Consider the following 15,998-nt stretch of genomic DNA (forward strand, 5'->3'; position numbering starts at 1 on the left):
TTACAATGGATTTTTTTGTTCATACAATCATTATGTGAGGAAACTAAATTAAGTGTTTAGGAGGTAAAGTAAGTGAAAAATTCAAAGATTATTATATCGATAGTAATAGTGCTATGTCTGGTGATTGCAGGTTATCTGGGAATTTCTATGTACAATTCCAGTAAGGATAATCAGAATACACAAACAGATACCAATGAAGTGAAATCAGAGGGTAAGTCACTCGAAGAAGCAGATAACAAAATAGAAGGTGATGATACTTCTGTACATACAGATACAGTACAAGAAGTCGATGAAACAGAGGATAATTCTGATACAGATATAGCTGCTACTACAAAACCACAGGGAACCTGGAACATGATACTGGAGACAGAAGTAACACAGACAGTAAGAATGGCAGCTTTCCTGGATGAAAATATTGGTGTTACAGGTGGTTTTAGTTCCACTGGTAAGCTTCATTATACAACTGACGGAGGAAAGACATGGACTAAGAATGAGGAGAGCGGCGGTTGTATCTATGGAGTAGAAATAGTTGATTCTAATACAGTATGGGTATGTGGAAGAATGAAGGGTGTAAGCTTTACAACGCCCGGAGGTTTAAGGTTAAGTACCGATGGAGGAAAAACCCTAGGTGATACTGCTGATTATACAACGTCACCCGGTAAATGCCCATTAAGCTTTCTGGATGATATGCGGGGGTGGATTTGTCAACTTAATAAAGTAAGCGAAACTCTAGATGGCGGCCTTAGCTTTAATGAAATCAGCCTTCCGGATGATATAGGGAATATCGTTGGAGTTGCTGTATATGAGGATGGTAGTAGTATGACGGGCTGTGTACTATCAGAGGATGGAGTGTTAATGTCTACGAATGATCAGGGTAATACATGGAGTAATCGTTCAGAACTTCCTCTAAAAGAAAGGTACGATGGATACAAAATTGCTAAGTATGAAAGTGCCGCAACAGCTATCCGTTTCTTCGATAAAGACAACGCTTTAGTGGTGGTTTCATTAACCGGTGATAAAATTCCTGTCATCGTTGCCTTTCGAACGGAGGATGGAGGTAAAACATGGACCGATGAGCTTGTGTGTGAAGGAGAAGGAAGTATCTATCTCTCACCAGATGGACGATATGTAACAAGCCTTCAATTTAAGACAGTTACTGTACATCGCTATGATGAGGACTAGTAATGAATCAAAATAATAAAGTAAATCGTAATAATAAAATAGTTGATTATTTCGGTTCCCGTGGTTTTATGATATTTGTGGGATGCGTGATTGGCTTTCTGGCACCGGTGTTACATAAGTTGGGAAACCCTGATACAGGATTATGTATTGCATGTATGGAAAGGGACCTGGTGGGAGCGCTTGGCTTTCATCAGGCTCCCGGAGGACAATATATACGTCCTGAGATTATCGGACTTGTACTGGGATCAACCCTCTCAGCCATTATATTCAGAGAGTTTAAGGCAAGAGGTGGTTCGGCTCCTATGATACGGTTTTTTCTTGGGTTTTTTGCCATGATTGGGGTTTTATCATTTACAGGGTGTCCTTTCGGTACAATTCTTCGTCTTGCAGAAGGGAATCTGAATGCTATGCTGGCTCTGGCCGGAATAATTGGAGGTGTATTCATAGGAGTGCTTTTTATAAGAGGCGGTTTTTATCTTGGTCGTTCTACTAAGACAAAAACGGCAGCAGCTTTTATATTACCATGCATTATGGTGCTTCTTTTCATATTGTTGGTTTTTAATATTCGGGTAAATAATCTGAGTGCTCCTTTTAGAAGCTGGCATGAACCCTCTTCTCTGAATGCACCTGTATTGATTTCGCTTATAGCAGGATTGGTGATAGGGTTTTTAGCACAGCGTTCAAGATTTTGCACCATAGGAGGTTTCAGAGATATATTCCTCATAAAAAACGCACAATATTTATTTGGTCTAATCGCTATGTTAATTACTGCCTTCCTAGTTAATCTGCTACTGGGACAATTCCATGTATTTTTTAATAATCCGATTGAACCGGCTGGAGTTGTGGAATATATCTGGAGTCTGTTAGGCATGGTTCTTGCAGGTTTGGCATTTACTATGGGAGGAGGATGTGCCGGAAGGCAATTGTTCTTATCAGGCGAAGGGGATACCGATGCGGCGTTCTTTGTAATAGGAATGTTATGTGGGGCGGCAGTTACCTATAATTTTGGTTTGTTGGGAAGGCCGGCATGTGGAGCTGTAGGAGATTTAAGCTTTTTAGGAAACATAACGGTTGCATCGGGATTGGCCTTTTGTTTGGCAATCGGGTTTACCCTGCGTATAGGAAAAGGAGAAAGTTGATGATTTATTTAGATAATGCGGCAACATCTTGGCCAAAGCCGCCATCTGTTGCCGAGGCAATGACGGATTTTATGGATCATATTGGTGCTAATCCGGGAAGGGCGGGACACAGGCTTGCTGTGAAGGCAGGCCAGCTCGTTTACCTGGCCCGGGAGGCGGTTGCAGAGATATTCCATGCTCCGGATCCGCTTCGCATCGTCTTCGGATATAATATTACAGAGTCGCTTAACCTGGGTCTGAAGGGAATACTAAATCCGGGTGATCATGTTATTACCAGCAGTATGGAGCATAATTCCATGATCAGGCCTCTTAGGGAGTTACAAAAATATGGAGTGGAGTTATCTATAGTAAAATGTGATGTTGAGGGAAGACTATCACCCTCTGATGTGGAGGCACAGATTCGCTCTAATACAAAACTAATAGCAATCACTCATGCATCCAATGTTGTAGGTACGCTCATACCAATCCGTGATATAGGTGCAATTTGTCGTAAACATGATATATTAATGCTGGTTGATACTGCACAAAGTGCCGGAAGTTATCCTATCGATATGCAAAGAGATAATATCGATCTCTTAGGGTTTACAGGACATAAGTCCTTATGTGGGCCAACGGGGACAGGAGGCTTGATTATTGGCGAACGGGTAGATGAAAAACAGATGAAGCCCCTAATACAGGGTGGAACAGGAAGCTATTCGGAACATGAAGAACAGCCGTTTTTTTTACCGGATGCAATGGAATCAGGAACCCTTAACGGTGTAGGATTAGCAGGATTGATCGCCGGAATTGAATGGATACAAAAGGAAGGGCTTGATAACATCCGACATCATGATATGATGCTAACACAGCAGTTAATCAATGGATTATTGCAGATACCAAAATGCATTGTCTACGGAACCCATGATGCTAGAAAGCAGACTTCAACCGTTTCTTTCAATATAAAAGGTATGGCATCGTCTGAGGTGGGTTTACGACTGGATGAGGAATATGATATTCTATGCCGCATCGGTTTACACTGTGCACCCATGGCACACAAAACAATCGGAACATTTCCTAATGGGACGGTACGTTTTGGTATTAGCTATTTTAATACAAATGATGATATAAAAAGGGCAATTGAAGCTGTTGCCGGATTATCACAGGAGATAACATGAGTGAACATCAATATACGATTTTATTAGTCTATTCTTCCAGTTATGCAGTTCGTGCCGAAAAAATATTACGTAAGGAAGGAATTGATACTAAGATGATACCAATACCGCGTCACATCAGCTCGAATTGCGGGGTTTGTGTACGGATTCACACGGATGATGTAAACGATGCTCTAGAGGTTTTAGATAATTCAAACCTTCCACTTGACGGAGTATATAACCTAGATTAGAAAGAAAGTATGTAGAATTGCAAAACGGTGAAATTCAATTATATTCACTCTGAATATGTTTAAGGGTATAGTAATGCTATACCCTTTTTTAATGAACAAATTTTGGTAATTACCAATAAAGAGAAATATAAATTGACAGAATATACCTACCGTATTATTATGGGTGTATGTTTTAACAGATTTAACAGGAGATAGTAAAAAATGAATTTGAATATTATAAAAGCAGAAAAGAAACATCTTGATGATTGTAAAGTTGCCTTGCAGAATTCGGATTTAGGAAGAGTTTATTTTCCGCAAGAGAATAAGGCTATAAATGCTATAAATGAAGGAATATCAAAACAAGAAATCTTAGTTGCGTTAAATCCAGAAGGTTTATGCTTAGGCTTTGTATGGTTAATTCGTAATGGTGTATTTCACAGTTTCCCGTACATACATATAATCGCAGTTAAGGAAGAGTACAGAAGTCTTGGCATAGGAAGAGAAATATTAGACTATATTGAGAAATTGGTTGCCGAAAGCTCAAAGATTTTTCTTGTTGTAGATGATTTTAATCCAAAGGCAAAGCTTTTGTATCAAAAAGTTGGTTATAAGGAAGTAGGTGTTATTCCGGATTTATACAAAAAAGGAATAAACGGATCTTTGATGATGAAAGTATTACTATGAATATCTACATTTCAGGAACTGGGGTTTTTATTCAAGAGCTAGAAGCAATATATATAGTAAAGAGAGGGTATTATGATATTCTATGAAAAAATGTATTTTTTGTAATCCTGAAATGGATAAAAACCAAAACATAGTATTAAGCAATGAACATTGTATATTCTTGCAACAACCTCAGGAAGTTCTTATTGGTTCAGGTATCATTGTTCCAAGAAAACATAGAGAAACAGTGTTTGATTTAACGATAGAAGAGTGGAATGCAACCTATGAACTACTACAAAGAGTAAAGCTATATCTGGATGAGAAGTACAATCCACAAGGTTATAATATTGGATGGAATGTTGGCAAGGTTGGAGGGCAAGAAGTATTTCATGCACATCTGCATGTAATACCTCGATTTGACAAGGAACCTTTCGCAGGAAAAGGAATCAGACATTGGATAAAGCAACCGGAAAACAAACACAGGGATATTTAATTAAATCTAATAGATTATAATCTATTAGATTACCTTTCGTCTTATTTAAATGTAAATTAAAGATAGCTCCTCTTTATGAGGACAGTAGATTTACTGTCCAACATAAGAGGAGCATATCATTTAAAGTCTATATTTTACGTATGACATTAGAGAGCATTCAGTTTTTGTGTTCGACTATTATGGTCCGATACAGTTAAAACCAGGGGTTATTTGTTATTTCAAAACCCAAACTTTAGCTCTTACTTTTCTTCCGTCAACAAATCCGTAAATAGTTGCTGTTCCGGGAGATTTCCCTGTTACAGTACCATCGCTGGAAACTGTTGCAACTTTTTCGTTGTTAGAGGACCAAACTACTTTACTGTCTGTACCATATACTTGTAATTTTTTCGTATCACCTTTAAAGAACGATACCCATTTTGGACTCATTGACAGTACTCTAACCTCACTGGTTAATTTAAAACCATTTATGGAAGCTGTTATTGTAGTAGTACCGTCATCTTTGGCATATACCCTGCCATTATGAGTTACTACTGCGACTGACTCATCGCTGGATGACCAGGTAACCTTGCTTGTAGCACCCTTTACTTTTAAAGTTTTAATATGTCCGATACCCAATATGCCGTCATCTTCCAATACTACAGAATCCTGACTGATATCAAATACATTTACCTTACTGTCCAGGTCTTTACCATCAACGGTTGCTATGATCGTAGCAGCACCGGGTTCTTTCGCAGTAATTTCACCGGTATCGGAAACAGTAACTACAGATTCATCACTGGATTTCCATGTAATATCACTATCTGTACCAATGATTGAGAGGGGATGTGTTGTACCGGACTTCATAGTTAATTCAGTATCACTAAGTTTAATTACGGTTACATAGTTTCTAATTCTTGTTCCGGCTACATAGGCAGTTACCGTGGCTTTACCCGGTGATTTTGCTATAACTCTGCCCTCTCTTGTAATATCAGCTACGTTACTGTTACTGGTATGCCAACGGGCTCTGCTGCTTGTTCCATGGATTCTTAAGGTCCTATAATGACCAACCTCTAAAGTAAAGGTTGTATCATTAATATAGATTGCGGCTTGCGCTTTATCGTTTGTAAGATGAGTGTTAGAGAAAGTTGCGATACTAATGATTAGTAGGATTGATAAGAATAATCGCATCTTTTTCATATAGGAATTACCTCCTCTTGATGTTAGACTAGTGTTCGAGTTGCAAAAAAATAGAAGGTTATTCATACCTTCTTTAGTTTTTGACAAGTGATAGGGATGTCAAATCGTCTTACTAAAGTATGATATGACAACAAATTCGCTTGTCGTGGCATGCAAATGCATATGTAAGTCATGCGAATGCATATACAGGCTAGAGAAATATGTAAAGTGTATTTCTCAGTGGCATTTACATTATCAATTATAAAGGATGTTGTTCTATGCTTCATTATCAAATCATTGTTATAAATGCCTGTTTATTACTGTAAATCATAATAAATACATTTAGAAACTTAATGTAACATGACTTTTAAGTCATTCATTTACCTATATTATGGAGGGAATATGTTTAGAGACTATTATGCAAAGTATTTAGGTATTGATAAAGGAGTGTTGATAGATGATTCTATGGTATATATATCTGACATGAGAAATGTTCCTCTTAACAAGAGGTATATTTATAGAATGATCATAACGGATTTCGAAGGCAATCGTGTCCTTTCGATATCACCGAAGATATCAGATAGTATGATTTATGATATTTGCCATAGAATTAAAGATAAATCGATTGATGATATTCTTACGAAGCAATTATTATATAATACCGGGTTACGTATTAGCAAAATGTATCGTATGATAACGGACAACCCAAAAACAATTATTGAGGGGACAGATAGTTTGGATAGAAAGATAACGTGTGAATATCTTAATGATTATAAAAAATTTATCATTAAAGATAATGATAAAATTTTATGCTATTGCAAAGTATCAAACATTGATTTTAATTACGGTAATATTGTTGTATGGACAGATGAGCTTTATAGACGAAGGGGTTATGCCAGAGAGCTTTTGCTAAAGGTTATAACAATGTGTAAATCAGAAGGGATTGAACCGTTATATTTGGTAGACAGTCAAAATACAGCATCGATCGAACTTGCGAAATCAATAGGATTTAAAATAATACAAACAGAGATCGTTGCTTGTGAAGTTTTAAGATAAAGCGGAGGAGATTTAAAAATGGAGATTTCAATATCAACAGGTCTATACTATAAAAAGGAATACAAGGAAATATTGGATATTATCGCAAAAACCACATGCAAAAATATAGAATTATTCTTAAATCAAGCTTTTATAGATGTGGATATAAATGAACTAAAAATTGAAGTTTCAAAAAGAAATTTAAACATCCTAAGTATACATATGCCCTTAGAATTTATAGCGTTTTCAAGAAAAGAGAGCGAGAACTATTGGATTAACAAAAGCATTGAAATTGCAAAGGTATTTGGGGCAAAAGTAATAGTTTCTCATATGGTTATGGGAGAGTATTTTGATTATACAGAGGAGGGATTAGAAGAATTACATAAACAAAATATGATACATTTTAAGAATAATGATGATGTTTACGTTACAACGGAGAACTTACCATATTTAGTGAATGGAAGTTTTTTGGGTCGAATAGATGAATTGTTTGAGTTTGTAAATGAAAACAACATTAATATAACATTTGACACAACACATTGTGCTTTTAGTGGTTATTCGATCATAAAAACATTTAAGAAATTTAGGAATGTAATAAAAAATATCCATTTAAGCGATTTTGCTAATGGGATTGAACATAAAGTTTTAGGTGATGGTGATTTACCGTTACAAGAATTTATTTCAGCATTGAAAAATGAAAATTATGAGGGGTTTATTACATTAGAGTTCGATTTTGATAATAAGAAAAGAAACAATATAACAGATAATGAGCAGGCAATAGATGCATTACAGAAAAGTATAAATTTTGTAATAGAGACTTTGAATAATACAAAATAAGGTACTAAAAGGATACAATATAGTAAAAACAATTGCTAATTTTTGAATAATTAGATAATATATTACTATAAACGAACAATAAGTTGAGTTGCGTATGTTACGGATTTATTAATACATTATTTTGGTCTGCTTATTAATAAAAAATGGGTTGTTATAATGTATATTTAGTTTGCAACAAATGATAAGAAGCTAAGGAGTGTACCTATGAAAAATGAAATCCGGTATATGAGATTTTATATTAGCAATTGGTTATTGATAGCTACTTTGGTAGGATTTGGTGGTGGGGTGGCTGCAGTAGGGCTTCAAACATTAATTATATTTATAAATGAGATTAGCGGTAACATACCACTATGGCTTGCTCCTGCTATTGGGGGTATTTTAGTATCTGTTATTTATATATGGGATAAACTGGCTTCTTATTATGGAACCAATCATTATATTAAAGCTGTTAATAAAACACCCGACTTATTAAGCTTTAAGACTTGCTTTAGTAAACTGCTTGCTACGGCTATTACCCTAGGGTTTCATGGAAGTGGGGGTGTCACCGGACCAATGTTAGTCATTGGTGGAAGTTTTGCCAGTGGTATCTCTAAAATACCGTTATTTAAGGGAAAATTATCAGAAGAGGATTATAGAAGATTAATTATCTGCGGAGCAGCAGGAGCGATTGGTGCTATCTTTCGATCCCCCATTGGTGGTGGGATTCTTGTTGTGGAGATTTTATATTTATCGTCTTTACACTATGCAGATTTATTTCCTGCTATGCTATCTTCTGTGATGGGGTATGTAAGCTTTAGTATGTTATCCCATGGTCGCCCATTATTTATTATTCCTAATTTTCAGTCGTCGGGCTATCATATTGCCTTGTTTATACTATCTGCCATTCTGGCAAGTTTAACATCTCTGTTTTTCATTTCAGTATTTCGTAAATCTCAATCGATTTTTGGCAAAATTCCATATAAAAAATTTCATCCGGTCTTAGGTGGAATATTAACCGGTATGGTATTATTAGCAGCTCCAAAAGCCGCAGGAATTGGGTCAAATATGATTCAAGACATGATTGTTACGAAATATCCAATTCAAATTCTACTCATTCTGTTATTCGGTAAAATACTAGCTACCAGTTTCACTGTTTCATCAGGGGGAAGCGCTGGCCTTGTCATTCCTTCTTTATTTATAGGAGCTATCAGTGGTAATATATTTTTAACAATATTACCGGAACAAGAAGTTGGACTGGCAGCGGCATTGGTAACCGCAGGTATGGCAGCGAGTCTTGCTTGTGTCGTTAATGTACCTATTTCAGCAGCTGTTATACTAATGGAAGTGGTTGGCCATAATGTTGGTGTACCAGCTACCATAGGAAGTGTTATTGGCTTTATTATTGGGCATAGTAAAGTAATTTATCAGGAGACCAGTCCTGATTATTCGGATTTTTTAAGAAATAAGAAATTTAGAGAGAGTAATATGAATTAGAGAAAAATTTCGTGATAATATTTCTGTTGATTTATTTAAATATCGAAAATGAAAGACAATCCCTATTGGTTTACCAAAGTCGATTGTCTTTTCTTATAGGATAAGGAAGTACATGAAGCTGGTGATTAAATTATGAAGGAAAATTATGGTGGATATCACAAGAAGTTTAATGTATAATAATCCCAAGAAATGTTTTGATTACATAAATAAAATAAAGTACCAGCTTGTGTTTGAAACAATATAATAAACTTATCAAGGGGATATTCAATGAAATTAGTTTGGAAAGGTAAATTTACAAATATCAGTCAATTATCTAAGGTAGAATTACCGGAGAATGCAGTGAAGTTTAAAGAACCAGGTAATTTAGGAATGGTAAATATAGTTGCTATTCTCTATGCTATTCCGGTCTGTATCATACTATCGCTAATCGTTAATGTTAAGGTAGGAGATGAGGGTTTTCATATTGGATACATAAGCCCTTTAGGTATTTGGTTATCTTTCCTAGCAATTGTACCACACGAGTTATTACATGCTGTGATGTTTACAAAAGATTCAACAGTAGAGTTTTGGTATTCAATAAAAAGTTTAATCGCATTTGTGTTTAGCAGTAGTCCCATGAGTAAAAGAAGATTTATCATTATGAGTCTATTTCCTAATATAATACTTGGGTTAGTTCCTTTTATTGTCTGGCTTATGTTACCTGATATTACAACATTAGGTTCTAGGCTGTTATTATCCTTTAGTGTAATGAATTTGCTTGCGGGCGCTGGTGATTATATGAATGTAATAAATGCAGCTATTCAAATGCCTAAGGAAGCGATCACAAGGTTATCAGGTTTTCATTCTTACTGGTATCTACCTTAGAAAACGATAGGCTAATACTGTATAAACGATATAGAAGTTGCTAATAACGGAGGCTTTAATCAATGTTATTTTAATTCCAGTAAGCAATTTACTAAGATGGCAGTAACCGGATTTAAAGAAATTGGTGCAGAAGGTTTTGCAGAGATTATGGATAGAGCTAATTCAATATACTCAGATATCAAAGACGAACTTGAAATATATAATGACGGAATATTTAAAGGTGATAAGGCCAGAGGCAGTTATAAGTTTAAGTGGGTAATTGAATAGTGATGAAAGATTTAAAGATATGAGGTGAGGTAAGTTGAATAAGGAAGAATTGATAAAACGATATTTTGCTACTTGGATTAAGAAAGATGGATCAAATCTAGTTGAAATATTTGACTATAATATTAGATATAGTGAATGTTATGGCCCCGAGTACAGAGGAATAGAACAGATTAAAGCTTGGTTTGATGACTGGAATCAACGTGGAACTGTTTTGAAGTGGGATATAAAGCAATTTATTCATGCTACAGATCAAACTGTTGTTGAGTGGTTCTTTGAATGTGAATATGATGGCGAGATCGCAGGTTTTGACGGGGTATCTTTAATTAAATTTAATGCAGAGGGAAAGATTATTGAACTAAAAGAATTTATGTCGAAGTCAGAACACGTTTATCCTTACGGAAATTAATATAAGGATAACGAAATCCTTGGTTTAAAACTATAACTTTTATAGAAATTGTATAAAGCAATTTTTCTCCAGGAGGTGCGATTATGGGATTATTAGAATATTTATTAGAGAGAAAAAATCCGGGAAAAATGGGGGAGTTTCAGAAAAATAATCAACCGGTGAAGAAGGTCCATGGAGTAATTGTATTGATTAAATTAATTGCTTCTATCTTATTCATTTATTTTCTTTTTAATATGTTTGTAAGAAGTAACTTAAACCTTCAAAATGTAATTGTATTTGTTCTGATTTTATTTATCTATTGCCTGATAAGTTATAAGGTTATTCCTAGGCCAGACCCATCCAATGTGGGCTTAATTGGAGGATTAATTGATCATCCATTTCGATATACAGATGATGTTAATAGATTACTTATTTTATTTTTATTCCTGTTGTATCCGGGAAGATTTGTTTCCACAACAATATTTCAAACCATTTTATTATTTAAACGAGCAGGAAAAAATTGAAGGTCAAATCACATGGAAAGGAATTATTTTATGATAAAGATAAATACAGATCGTCTCGTCATAAGAGATCATGTTGAGGATGATCTTGATGCAATGCATAGCTTACTATCAGATGAGAAAGCTATGTTTTATTTACCGGATATTAGGACTCGGAATTTAGAAGAGACAAAAAGAAATTTGCAGACAGCTATGGAGGAAGCAAATTCAGATAATAGAACCAAGTATTTTTTTGCCATTCTAGACAAAGATTCTCAAGAGTATATTGGTGAGATTGGATTTACCAAAGCGATTGATTGCGACTATGGGAATGTAATGAACCTGGGGTATTTTATTAAGGAGAATTATTGGGGAAAAGGGATTGTAACACAGGCTTGTAAAGCAATTATTAACTATGCATTTCACAATTTACATACCATAAAAATAGAGACAGGATGTATTACTGACAATATAGGTTCAGAAAAAGTAATGAAAAAACTGGGGATGATAAAAGAGGCAGAATTTAAAAACATGTTCTATTACATAAAAAATTATACGATCGCGTTGAATATAGAATGTTAAAGGATGAATGGTTAGAGTGTGATTGGATGGAATAAATTTTATACAAGGCATAAAAAAGATATATTTCGATAGGAGATTATTTTGATTTCAGACTTAAAAAGAAAATTAAGACAATTAAAGAAGATGGAAGACCAAATTCGTTTCTTCAATTCCTTCATTTCAAGAAACAAGCAATATATCTGGGATCAGTACTTTTCAACCAAAGATATAGATGATAATTCGGTTAAATATAACATGAAATATTTGATGGAACTGGATCGTGATAAATTAAAGGAAGTATTTGAAGAGTATTTCATTCATGTCTATTATCAATTGTATAAAGAGAACGGTATCCTTACGGATAGCGTATATAATATCGATTTGCTGACAGATTTGGGATTGCCGCCCAATGCTGATTTAGAAAGTCTGAAACATAAATTTAGAGAATTAGCAAAACTACATCATCCGGATCAGGGGGGAGATAAAGATAAGTTTATAGATATTTTAAACAAATATAAAATCTTGATAAGTGATGCTACAGAGAGGAATTCCGATAATTAATTTAGAGATAGGTGAGGTGATAAAGCAGGATTATTAAGGCATATAATTGGTTGATTTCGGTGAAAAATATAAAACAAGAAGGTGGTTACAATCAATAATTATCTTGATGGTGGAAGAGATAATACAATCTATAAAAAGGATAATTGCGTTTATAGACCTGCGGGAGAGTGGACAAAATCTATCCATTCTTTTTTGAACTATTTACATGATAGAGGATTTCACAAAGTACCATATCCATACGGAGTTGACCATAACGATAATGAAATACTTAGTTATGTTGACGGAATTGTTCATAATGGGTTATTGCCGGAGGATGTCATGAGTGATGAAGCTTTAATATCTGTAGCAACAGTAATGAGTGAATATCATGCTTTGGGGGAGGAATATAGTAAGACACTATCTGGTAATGAAAAATGGATGCTGCCACTGCGTGAACCGGTTGAAACCATGTGTCATGGAGATTTTGCGCCATATAATCTAGCAATGAAGGGCAAAAAAGTTAGTGGTATTATTGACTTTGATACATTGCATCCGGGTCCAAGAATGTGGGATATTGCCTATGCGCTATATCGATGGATACCATTGATGTCACCGGATAATCCCGAGAATTTCGGCAAAGAAGAAGATAAGATAAAAAGGATGGATTTATTTTTAGCTTCCTATGGTGTAGAACATTATAAATTGAGTGAAGTGATCGAATGGGTTATCAATAGACTGCAATATTTAATACATTTTATGCAGGAAGAGGCAAGGAGCGGGAATGAAATCTTTGTAAGGAATATAGAGGCAGGACATCTTGATCAATATATAAAGGATATAGAATATATAAATCTTATAAAAGATAAGTAAGTATTATTTAAAAAGAGCTAAAGAAACATTTATATTTTACAAAATATACAACTTATTAGATTTGTTTTACAGTTAATGTATAATATGGTATAATCCTAGACATCCTATGAGCCGAAATTATAGTATGCTAGGATTGTTTTATACCTGATAACATTCCTTGCATGAAGCGTATTACATTAATTAATATTTTGAAACGGTAACTGTTAAAATGAGAGTTTCATAAACCGAATGCTATATAGATTAATGAATAAGAGAGGGTTTTATATTGAGGAGTAATGATTATGAGAAGAGTGTTATTATTAATTGTACTATCTTTTCTTATAATGGGATGTAGTAAGAAATCAATTCAAACAATTGATACTTCGACATGGAAGCATATAGTAGATAAAGAATGGAGTAATTTTGATTCTTTTGCTGGAAGTGGCTTTTACTTTTATGAAGAGGATAGTGTTGGTTATTGCGTATATATGATATATGGAAGCGGTCTTCCGGTAATATACGAATACACTTCTAAGGTAGAGATCAAGGAAGAGGGATTAATATCAATAAAACTACCGGAGAATATTCTAATAAGCGATTCAAATAATAATGTAATAGATAAGGATAAAACGGTTGTAACATATCTGGAATTTAATGATGGTGTAATTAAATATGGTGATATGGAGTTTAAGAATATAAATGATAGTTTCAATAGATACGATGATAATGATACATACACCAATTAATTTAAAGGATGGATGAACTGTGATTTTAATGAAGTTTTTAAAGAAAATGAGAAATGAGTACGTGAAATATCAAGTTAAGAATATCAGATATCCCGAATTCACCTCAGGGTGTATACTGAGAAAAAAGTATGTCTTTTCAGGAAGAGTACAACATGTTGGTTTTCGAAAAGAAGTGTATCTGATTGCCCAAAAAATCGGATTAACCGGATGGATACAGAATAGAACGGATGGAAAAGTTGAAGCCCAAATACAAGGGGAGAAAAGTAAAATTGAATTTTTAATTCGTTATATGAAATCATTGAAGCGAATAAGAATAACGAATTTAGAAGAAAAAGATATTACAATATTAAATCAGGATAATGATTTTACAATCATATAATAGAAGAGAGTTTTGAAGATAAAATCTTAAGTATTCTATAGTATAAAAGAAACTCCTATTAGTAAAGGCGAGAAATAAGGTAGTTTAGAATTGACAGGAAAGGAGATTTCAATGATTGATCTGTGGGTAGAGTTAAGAACAGACAGACTTATATTACGAAAAATTGATTTTGAAGATATAGATTTTATCCTTAAACATTTTGGGGATGAAGAAGTATGTAAGTATATGGTGGATAATGAACCTATTACTACAATGGAAGGGGCAAAAGATATAATAAATTGGAGTCATTCAGATAAATCTAACCCGTCGAATAATCGATGGCTTATTATTTTAAAAGAGTCTAATAAGCCTATAGGCACGATCGGATATCATAGATGGGATAGAACTAATAATATAGCCGAGATAGGTTATGATCTAAGTAAATCATATTGGAAACAAGGTCTCATGAGTGAAGCTTTGAAGAAGGTAATTGAGTTTGGATTTTCTAAAATGAGCTTAAACAGAATACAGGCATTTGTACATGTTGAAAATGCTGCCTCCTATAACATCCTGAGGAAAAATGGATTCTATGCAGAAGGTATTATCAGAGATATGTATTATTTCAGAGGAAAGTACCATGATCATTACTTTATGTCACTATTATTAAAGGATTATATAGGTTATAAAAATACTAACAATTAATATAACGATAGGAGATAAACAACTATGAAAGAAAAGATAAAAATAATTTTAACATTCGGAGAGATGTCTTTAAGATCTATTATTAAATACCTATATTGTGCAGGCTGTATTGTTATAGCATATATAGCATTTCATTGGGCTAGAGCTATCTACTTAACTAACTTTTATGATAAAGAAATAAGTTATATGGAAGGTAAGACAAGATGGTACACAACGGAAACAGTCAATAATTTACCACTCAGTATTTTAGGATTTATAGCTTACGTTATTGTTGCCTTAGTGATATGGAAGTTAATATGTGAGTTGTTATATATCATATTTGAACGGATAGGGAGAAAATAAAAGAAACTGAAATAATAAGGTATATTAGAATAAGTTACCATAGGTACTATAACATTTATTAAAGAAAATCAGATGATAACATTGTAGGGGGATCAATGAATGAGAAAGAAAAGGATCATAATTATGTTTATTGCTTTGACATTGGTATTAAGCTCATGTAAAAGTGATATAAAAGTAGCAATCCCGGATTATGAACAGTTAAAAACGCGGTTAGAAAAGAAAGGATATGAGGTGGAGACTTTTAATCGCTTTAACGTTGATCAAAAAGAGTATGAAATTGTCCGTTTGTATGCAGAGAATAAGGATGATTTTATAGATATATGCTGGGATGTGAAGGAAGGTCATGAAGATATCATGAATTATTATAAAGTATATGAAGACGATTATAATCATCTTGTCAATATAAACAACACTATTTTTTGCTGTACGAAAAAAGCAATGAAGGACAGTAAAATCAAACTGGCTGATATTAAGCCTCCTAAGATCGATGTGCCTAAGATTGATGTACCCAAAATCGATGTTGATGTTACGATAAATTAAGCATACA

At 34.1% G+C, this 15,998-nt stretch carries 22 protein-coding genes; 21 read left to right on the forward strand and 1 reads right to left on the reverse strand.

Annotated elements, in window-relative coordinates:
- The first annotated feature begins 72 nt into the window (after nucleotides 1-72).
- From I5677_RS01920 to I5677_RS01945, 6 genes are all read left to right on the forward strand, one after another.
- Nucleotides 73-1,182, forward strand: coding sequence for a hypothetical protein (locus I5677_RS01920; RefSeq protein ID WP_197659885.1), 1,110 nt, complete (start codon nucleotides 73-75; stop codon nucleotides 1,180-1,182).
- Nucleotides 1,183-1,184: 2 nt separating this feature from the next.
- Complete coding sequence (gene yedE / locus I5677_RS01925) at nucleotides 1,185-2,321, forward strand: YedE family putative selenium transporter (protein WP_197659886.1); 1,137 nt, start codon at nucleotides 1,185-1,187, stop codon at nucleotides 2,319-2,321.
- A complete protein-coding gene (locus tag I5677_RS01930) occupies nucleotides 2,321-3,475 on the forward strand; it encodes an aminotransferase class V-fold PLP-dependent enzyme (protein ID WP_197659887.1) in 1,155 nt (384 codons plus the stop codon). Before yedE ends, I5677_RS01930 begins: the two co-directional genes overlap by 1 nt.
- Entirely contained in the window at nucleotides 3,472-3,702 is a 231-nt protein-coding gene (locus I5677_RS01935; protein WP_197659888.1) for a DUF3343 domain-containing protein, read from the forward strand. Before I5677_RS01930 ends, I5677_RS01935 begins: the two co-directional genes overlap by 4 nt.
- Nucleotides 3,703-3,903: 201 nt before the next feature.
- Entirely contained in the window at nucleotides 3,904-4,365 is a 462-nt protein-coding gene (locus tag I5677_RS01940) for a GNAT family N-acetyltransferase (RefSeq protein WP_197659889.1), read from the forward strand.
- 82 nt (nucleotides 4,366-4,447) lie between these two features.
- Nucleotides 4,448-4,837 (forward strand): HIT family protein, encoded by a 390-nt coding sequence (locus I5677_RS01945; RefSeq protein ID WP_197659890.1) that lies wholly within the window; start codon nucleotides 4,448-4,450, stop codon nucleotides 4,835-4,837.
- 213 nt (nucleotides 4,838-5,050) lie between these two features.
- On the opposite strand, the gene I5677_RS01950 is transcribed toward I5677_RS01945, so the two are convergent.
- Nucleotides 5,051-6,013 carry an Ig-like domain-containing protein gene (locus I5677_RS01950; RefSeq protein WP_197659891.1) on the reverse strand — a complete coding sequence of 321 codons (963 nt, stop codon included), beginning with the start codon at nucleotides 6,011-6,013 and terminating at the stop codon, nucleotides 5,051-5,053.
- A 381-nt stretch (nucleotides 6,014-6,394) separates the two neighbouring features.
- On the opposite strand from I5677_RS01950, the gene I5677_RS01955 reads away from it, so the two are divergent.
- The 15 genes from I5677_RS01955 (at nucleotide 6,395) to I5677_RS02025 (ending at nucleotide 15,991) form a co-directional block, all read left to right on the forward strand.
- Nucleotides 6,395-7,048, forward strand: a complete 654-nt coding sequence (locus tag I5677_RS01955) for a GNAT family N-acetyltransferase (RefSeq protein WP_197659892.1) — start codon at nucleotides 6,395-6,397, stop codon at nucleotides 7,046-7,048.
- A gap of 18 nt (nucleotides 7,049-7,066) precedes the next feature.
- Nucleotides 7,067-7,864: a sugar phosphate isomerase/epimerase family protein gene (locus I5677_RS01960; RefSeq protein WP_197659893.1), complete on the forward strand. Its 798-nt coding sequence runs from the start codon at nucleotides 7,067-7,069 to the stop codon at nucleotides 7,862-7,864.
- A 204-nt stretch (nucleotides 7,865-8,068) separates the two neighbouring features.
- Nucleotides 8,069-9,337 carry a chloride channel protein gene (locus I5677_RS01965; protein WP_197659894.1) on the forward strand — a complete coding sequence of 423 codons (1,269 nt, stop codon included), beginning with the start codon at nucleotides 8,069-8,071 and terminating at the stop codon, nucleotides 9,335-9,337.
- Between the two features lie 267 nt (nucleotides 9,338-9,604).
- Complete coding sequence (locus I5677_RS01970) at nucleotides 9,605-10,201, forward strand: DUF3267 domain-containing protein (RefSeq protein WP_197659895.1); 597 nt, start codon at nucleotides 9,605-9,607, stop codon at nucleotides 10,199-10,201.
- A gap of 30 nt (nucleotides 10,202-10,231) precedes the next feature.
- Nucleotides 10,232-10,468, forward strand: coding sequence for a DMP19 family protein (locus I5677_RS01975; RefSeq protein ID WP_330617804.1), 237 nt, complete (start codon nucleotides 10,232-10,234; stop codon nucleotides 10,466-10,468).
- 34 nt (nucleotides 10,469-10,502) lie between these two features.
- The gene (locus tag I5677_RS01980; protein WP_197659896.1) at nucleotides 10,503-10,874 is read left to right on the forward strand and encodes a nuclear transport factor 2 family protein; all 372 of its coding nucleotides are present in this window, start codon (nucleotides 10,503-10,505) and stop codon (nucleotides 10,872-10,874) included.
- An 83-nt stretch (nucleotides 10,875-10,957) separates the two neighbouring features.
- A complete protein-coding gene (locus I5677_RS01985; RefSeq protein WP_197659897.1) occupies nucleotides 10,958-11,377 on the forward strand; it encodes a hypothetical protein in 420 nt (139 codons plus the stop codon).
- A gap of 30 nt (nucleotides 11,378-11,407) precedes the next feature.
- Nucleotides 11,408-11,935 (forward strand): GNAT family N-acetyltransferase, encoded by a 528-nt coding sequence (locus I5677_RS01990; protein WP_197659898.1) that lies wholly within the window; start codon nucleotides 11,408-11,410, stop codon nucleotides 11,933-11,935.
- Nucleotides 11,936-12,016: 81 nt separating this feature from the next.
- A complete protein-coding gene (locus I5677_RS01995; protein ID WP_197659899.1) occupies nucleotides 12,017-12,475 on the forward strand; it encodes a DnaJ domain-containing protein in 459 nt (152 codons plus the stop codon).
- A gap of 192 nt (nucleotides 12,476-12,667) precedes the next feature.
- Nucleotides 12,668-13,324: an aminoglycoside phosphotransferase family protein gene (locus tag I5677_RS02000; protein ID WP_197659900.1), complete on the forward strand. Its 657-nt coding sequence runs from the start codon at nucleotides 12,668-12,670 to the stop codon at nucleotides 13,322-13,324.
- Between the two features lie 281 nt (nucleotides 13,325-13,605).
- The gene (locus I5677_RS02005) at nucleotides 13,606-14,049 is read left to right on the forward strand and encodes a hypothetical protein (protein ID WP_197659901.1); all 444 of its coding nucleotides are present in this window, start codon (nucleotides 13,606-13,608) and stop codon (nucleotides 14,047-14,049) included.
- A gap of 28 nt (nucleotides 14,050-14,077) precedes the next feature.
- Complete coding sequence (locus tag I5677_RS02010) at nucleotides 14,078-14,428, forward strand: acylphosphatase (protein ID WP_243456482.1); 351 nt, start codon at nucleotides 14,078-14,080, stop codon at nucleotides 14,426-14,428.
- A gap of 90 nt (nucleotides 14,429-14,518) precedes the next feature.
- Nucleotides 14,519-15,109, forward strand: coding sequence for a GNAT family N-acetyltransferase (locus tag I5677_RS02015; protein ID WP_197659903.1), 591 nt, complete (start codon nucleotides 14,519-14,521; stop codon nucleotides 15,107-15,109).
- Nucleotides 15,110-15,133: 24 nt separating this feature from the next.
- Entirely contained in the window at nucleotides 15,134-15,451 is a 318-nt protein-coding gene (locus tag I5677_RS02020) for a hypothetical protein (RefSeq protein WP_197659904.1), read from the forward strand.
- A 99-nt stretch (nucleotides 15,452-15,550) separates the two neighbouring features.
- Nucleotides 15,551-15,991: a hypothetical protein gene (locus tag I5677_RS02025; RefSeq protein WP_197659905.1), complete on the forward strand. Its 441-nt coding sequence runs from the start codon at nucleotides 15,551-15,553 to the stop codon at nucleotides 15,989-15,991.
- The last annotated feature ends 7 nt before the right edge of the window (nucleotides 15,992-15,998 follow it).

The sequence above is a fragment of the Mobilitalea sibirica genome (genome assembly GCF_015999265.1).
Lineage (GTDB): Bacteria > Bacillota > Clostridia > Lachnospirales > Lachnospiraceae > Mobilitalea > Mobilitalea sibirica.

Coding starts and splice junctions, on each gene's coding strand:
- yedE (WP_197659886.1), top strand. CDS start 1,185: ATGAATCAAAATAATAAAGTAAATCGTAATAATAAAATAGTTGATTAT.
- I5677_RS01930 (WP_197659887.1), top strand. CDS start 2,321: ATGATTTATTTAGATAATGCGGCAACATCTTGGCCAAAGCCGCCATCT.
- I5677_RS01935 (WP_197659888.1), top strand. CDS start 3,472: ATGAGTGAACATCAATATACGATTTTATTAGTCTATTCTTCCAGTTAT.
- I5677_RS01940 (WP_197659889.1), top strand. CDS start 3,904: ATGAATTTGAATATTATAAAAGCAGAAAAGAAACATCTTGATGATTGT.
- I5677_RS01945 (WP_197659890.1), top strand. CDS start 4,448: ATGAAAAAATGTATTTTTTGTAATCCTGAAATGGATAAAAACCAAAAC.
- I5677_RS01950 (WP_197659891.1), bottom strand. CDS start 6,013: ATGAAAAAGATGCGATTATTCTTATCAATCCTACTAATCATTAGTATC.
- I5677_RS01955 (WP_197659892.1), top strand. CDS start 6,395: ATGTTTAGAGACTATTATGCAAAGTATTTAGGTATTGATAAAGGAGTG.
- I5677_RS01960 (WP_197659893.1), top strand. CDS start 7,067: ATGGAGATTTCAATATCAACAGGTCTATACTATAAAAAGGAATACAAG.
- I5677_RS01965 (WP_197659894.1), top strand. CDS start 8,069: ATGAAAAATGAAATCCGGTATATGAGATTTTATATTAGCAATTGGTTA.
- I5677_RS01970 (WP_197659895.1), top strand. CDS start 9,605: ATGAAATTAGTTTGGAAAGGTAAATTTACAAATATCAGTCAATTATCT.
- I5677_RS01985 (WP_197659897.1), top strand. CDS start 10,958: ATGGGATTATTAGAATATTTATTAGAGAGAAAAAATCCGGGAAAAATG.
- I5677_RS01990 (WP_197659898.1), top strand. CDS start 11,408: ATGATAAAGATAAATACAGATCGTCTCGTCATAAGAGATCATGTTGAG.
- I5677_RS02005 (WP_197659901.1), top strand. CDS start 13,606: ATGAGAAGAGTGTTATTATTAATTGTACTATCTTTTCTTATAATGGGA.
- I5677_RS02010 (WP_243456482.1), top strand. CDS start 14,078: ATGAAGTTTTTAAAGAAAATGAGAAATGAGTACGTGAAATATCAAGTT.
- I5677_RS02020 (WP_197659904.1), top strand. CDS start 15,134: ATGAAAGAAAAGATAAAAATAATTTTAACATTCGGAGAGATGTCTTTA.
- I5677_RS02025 (WP_197659905.1), top strand. CDS start 15,551: ATGAGAAAGAAAAGGATCATAATTATGTTTATTGCTTTGACATTGGTA.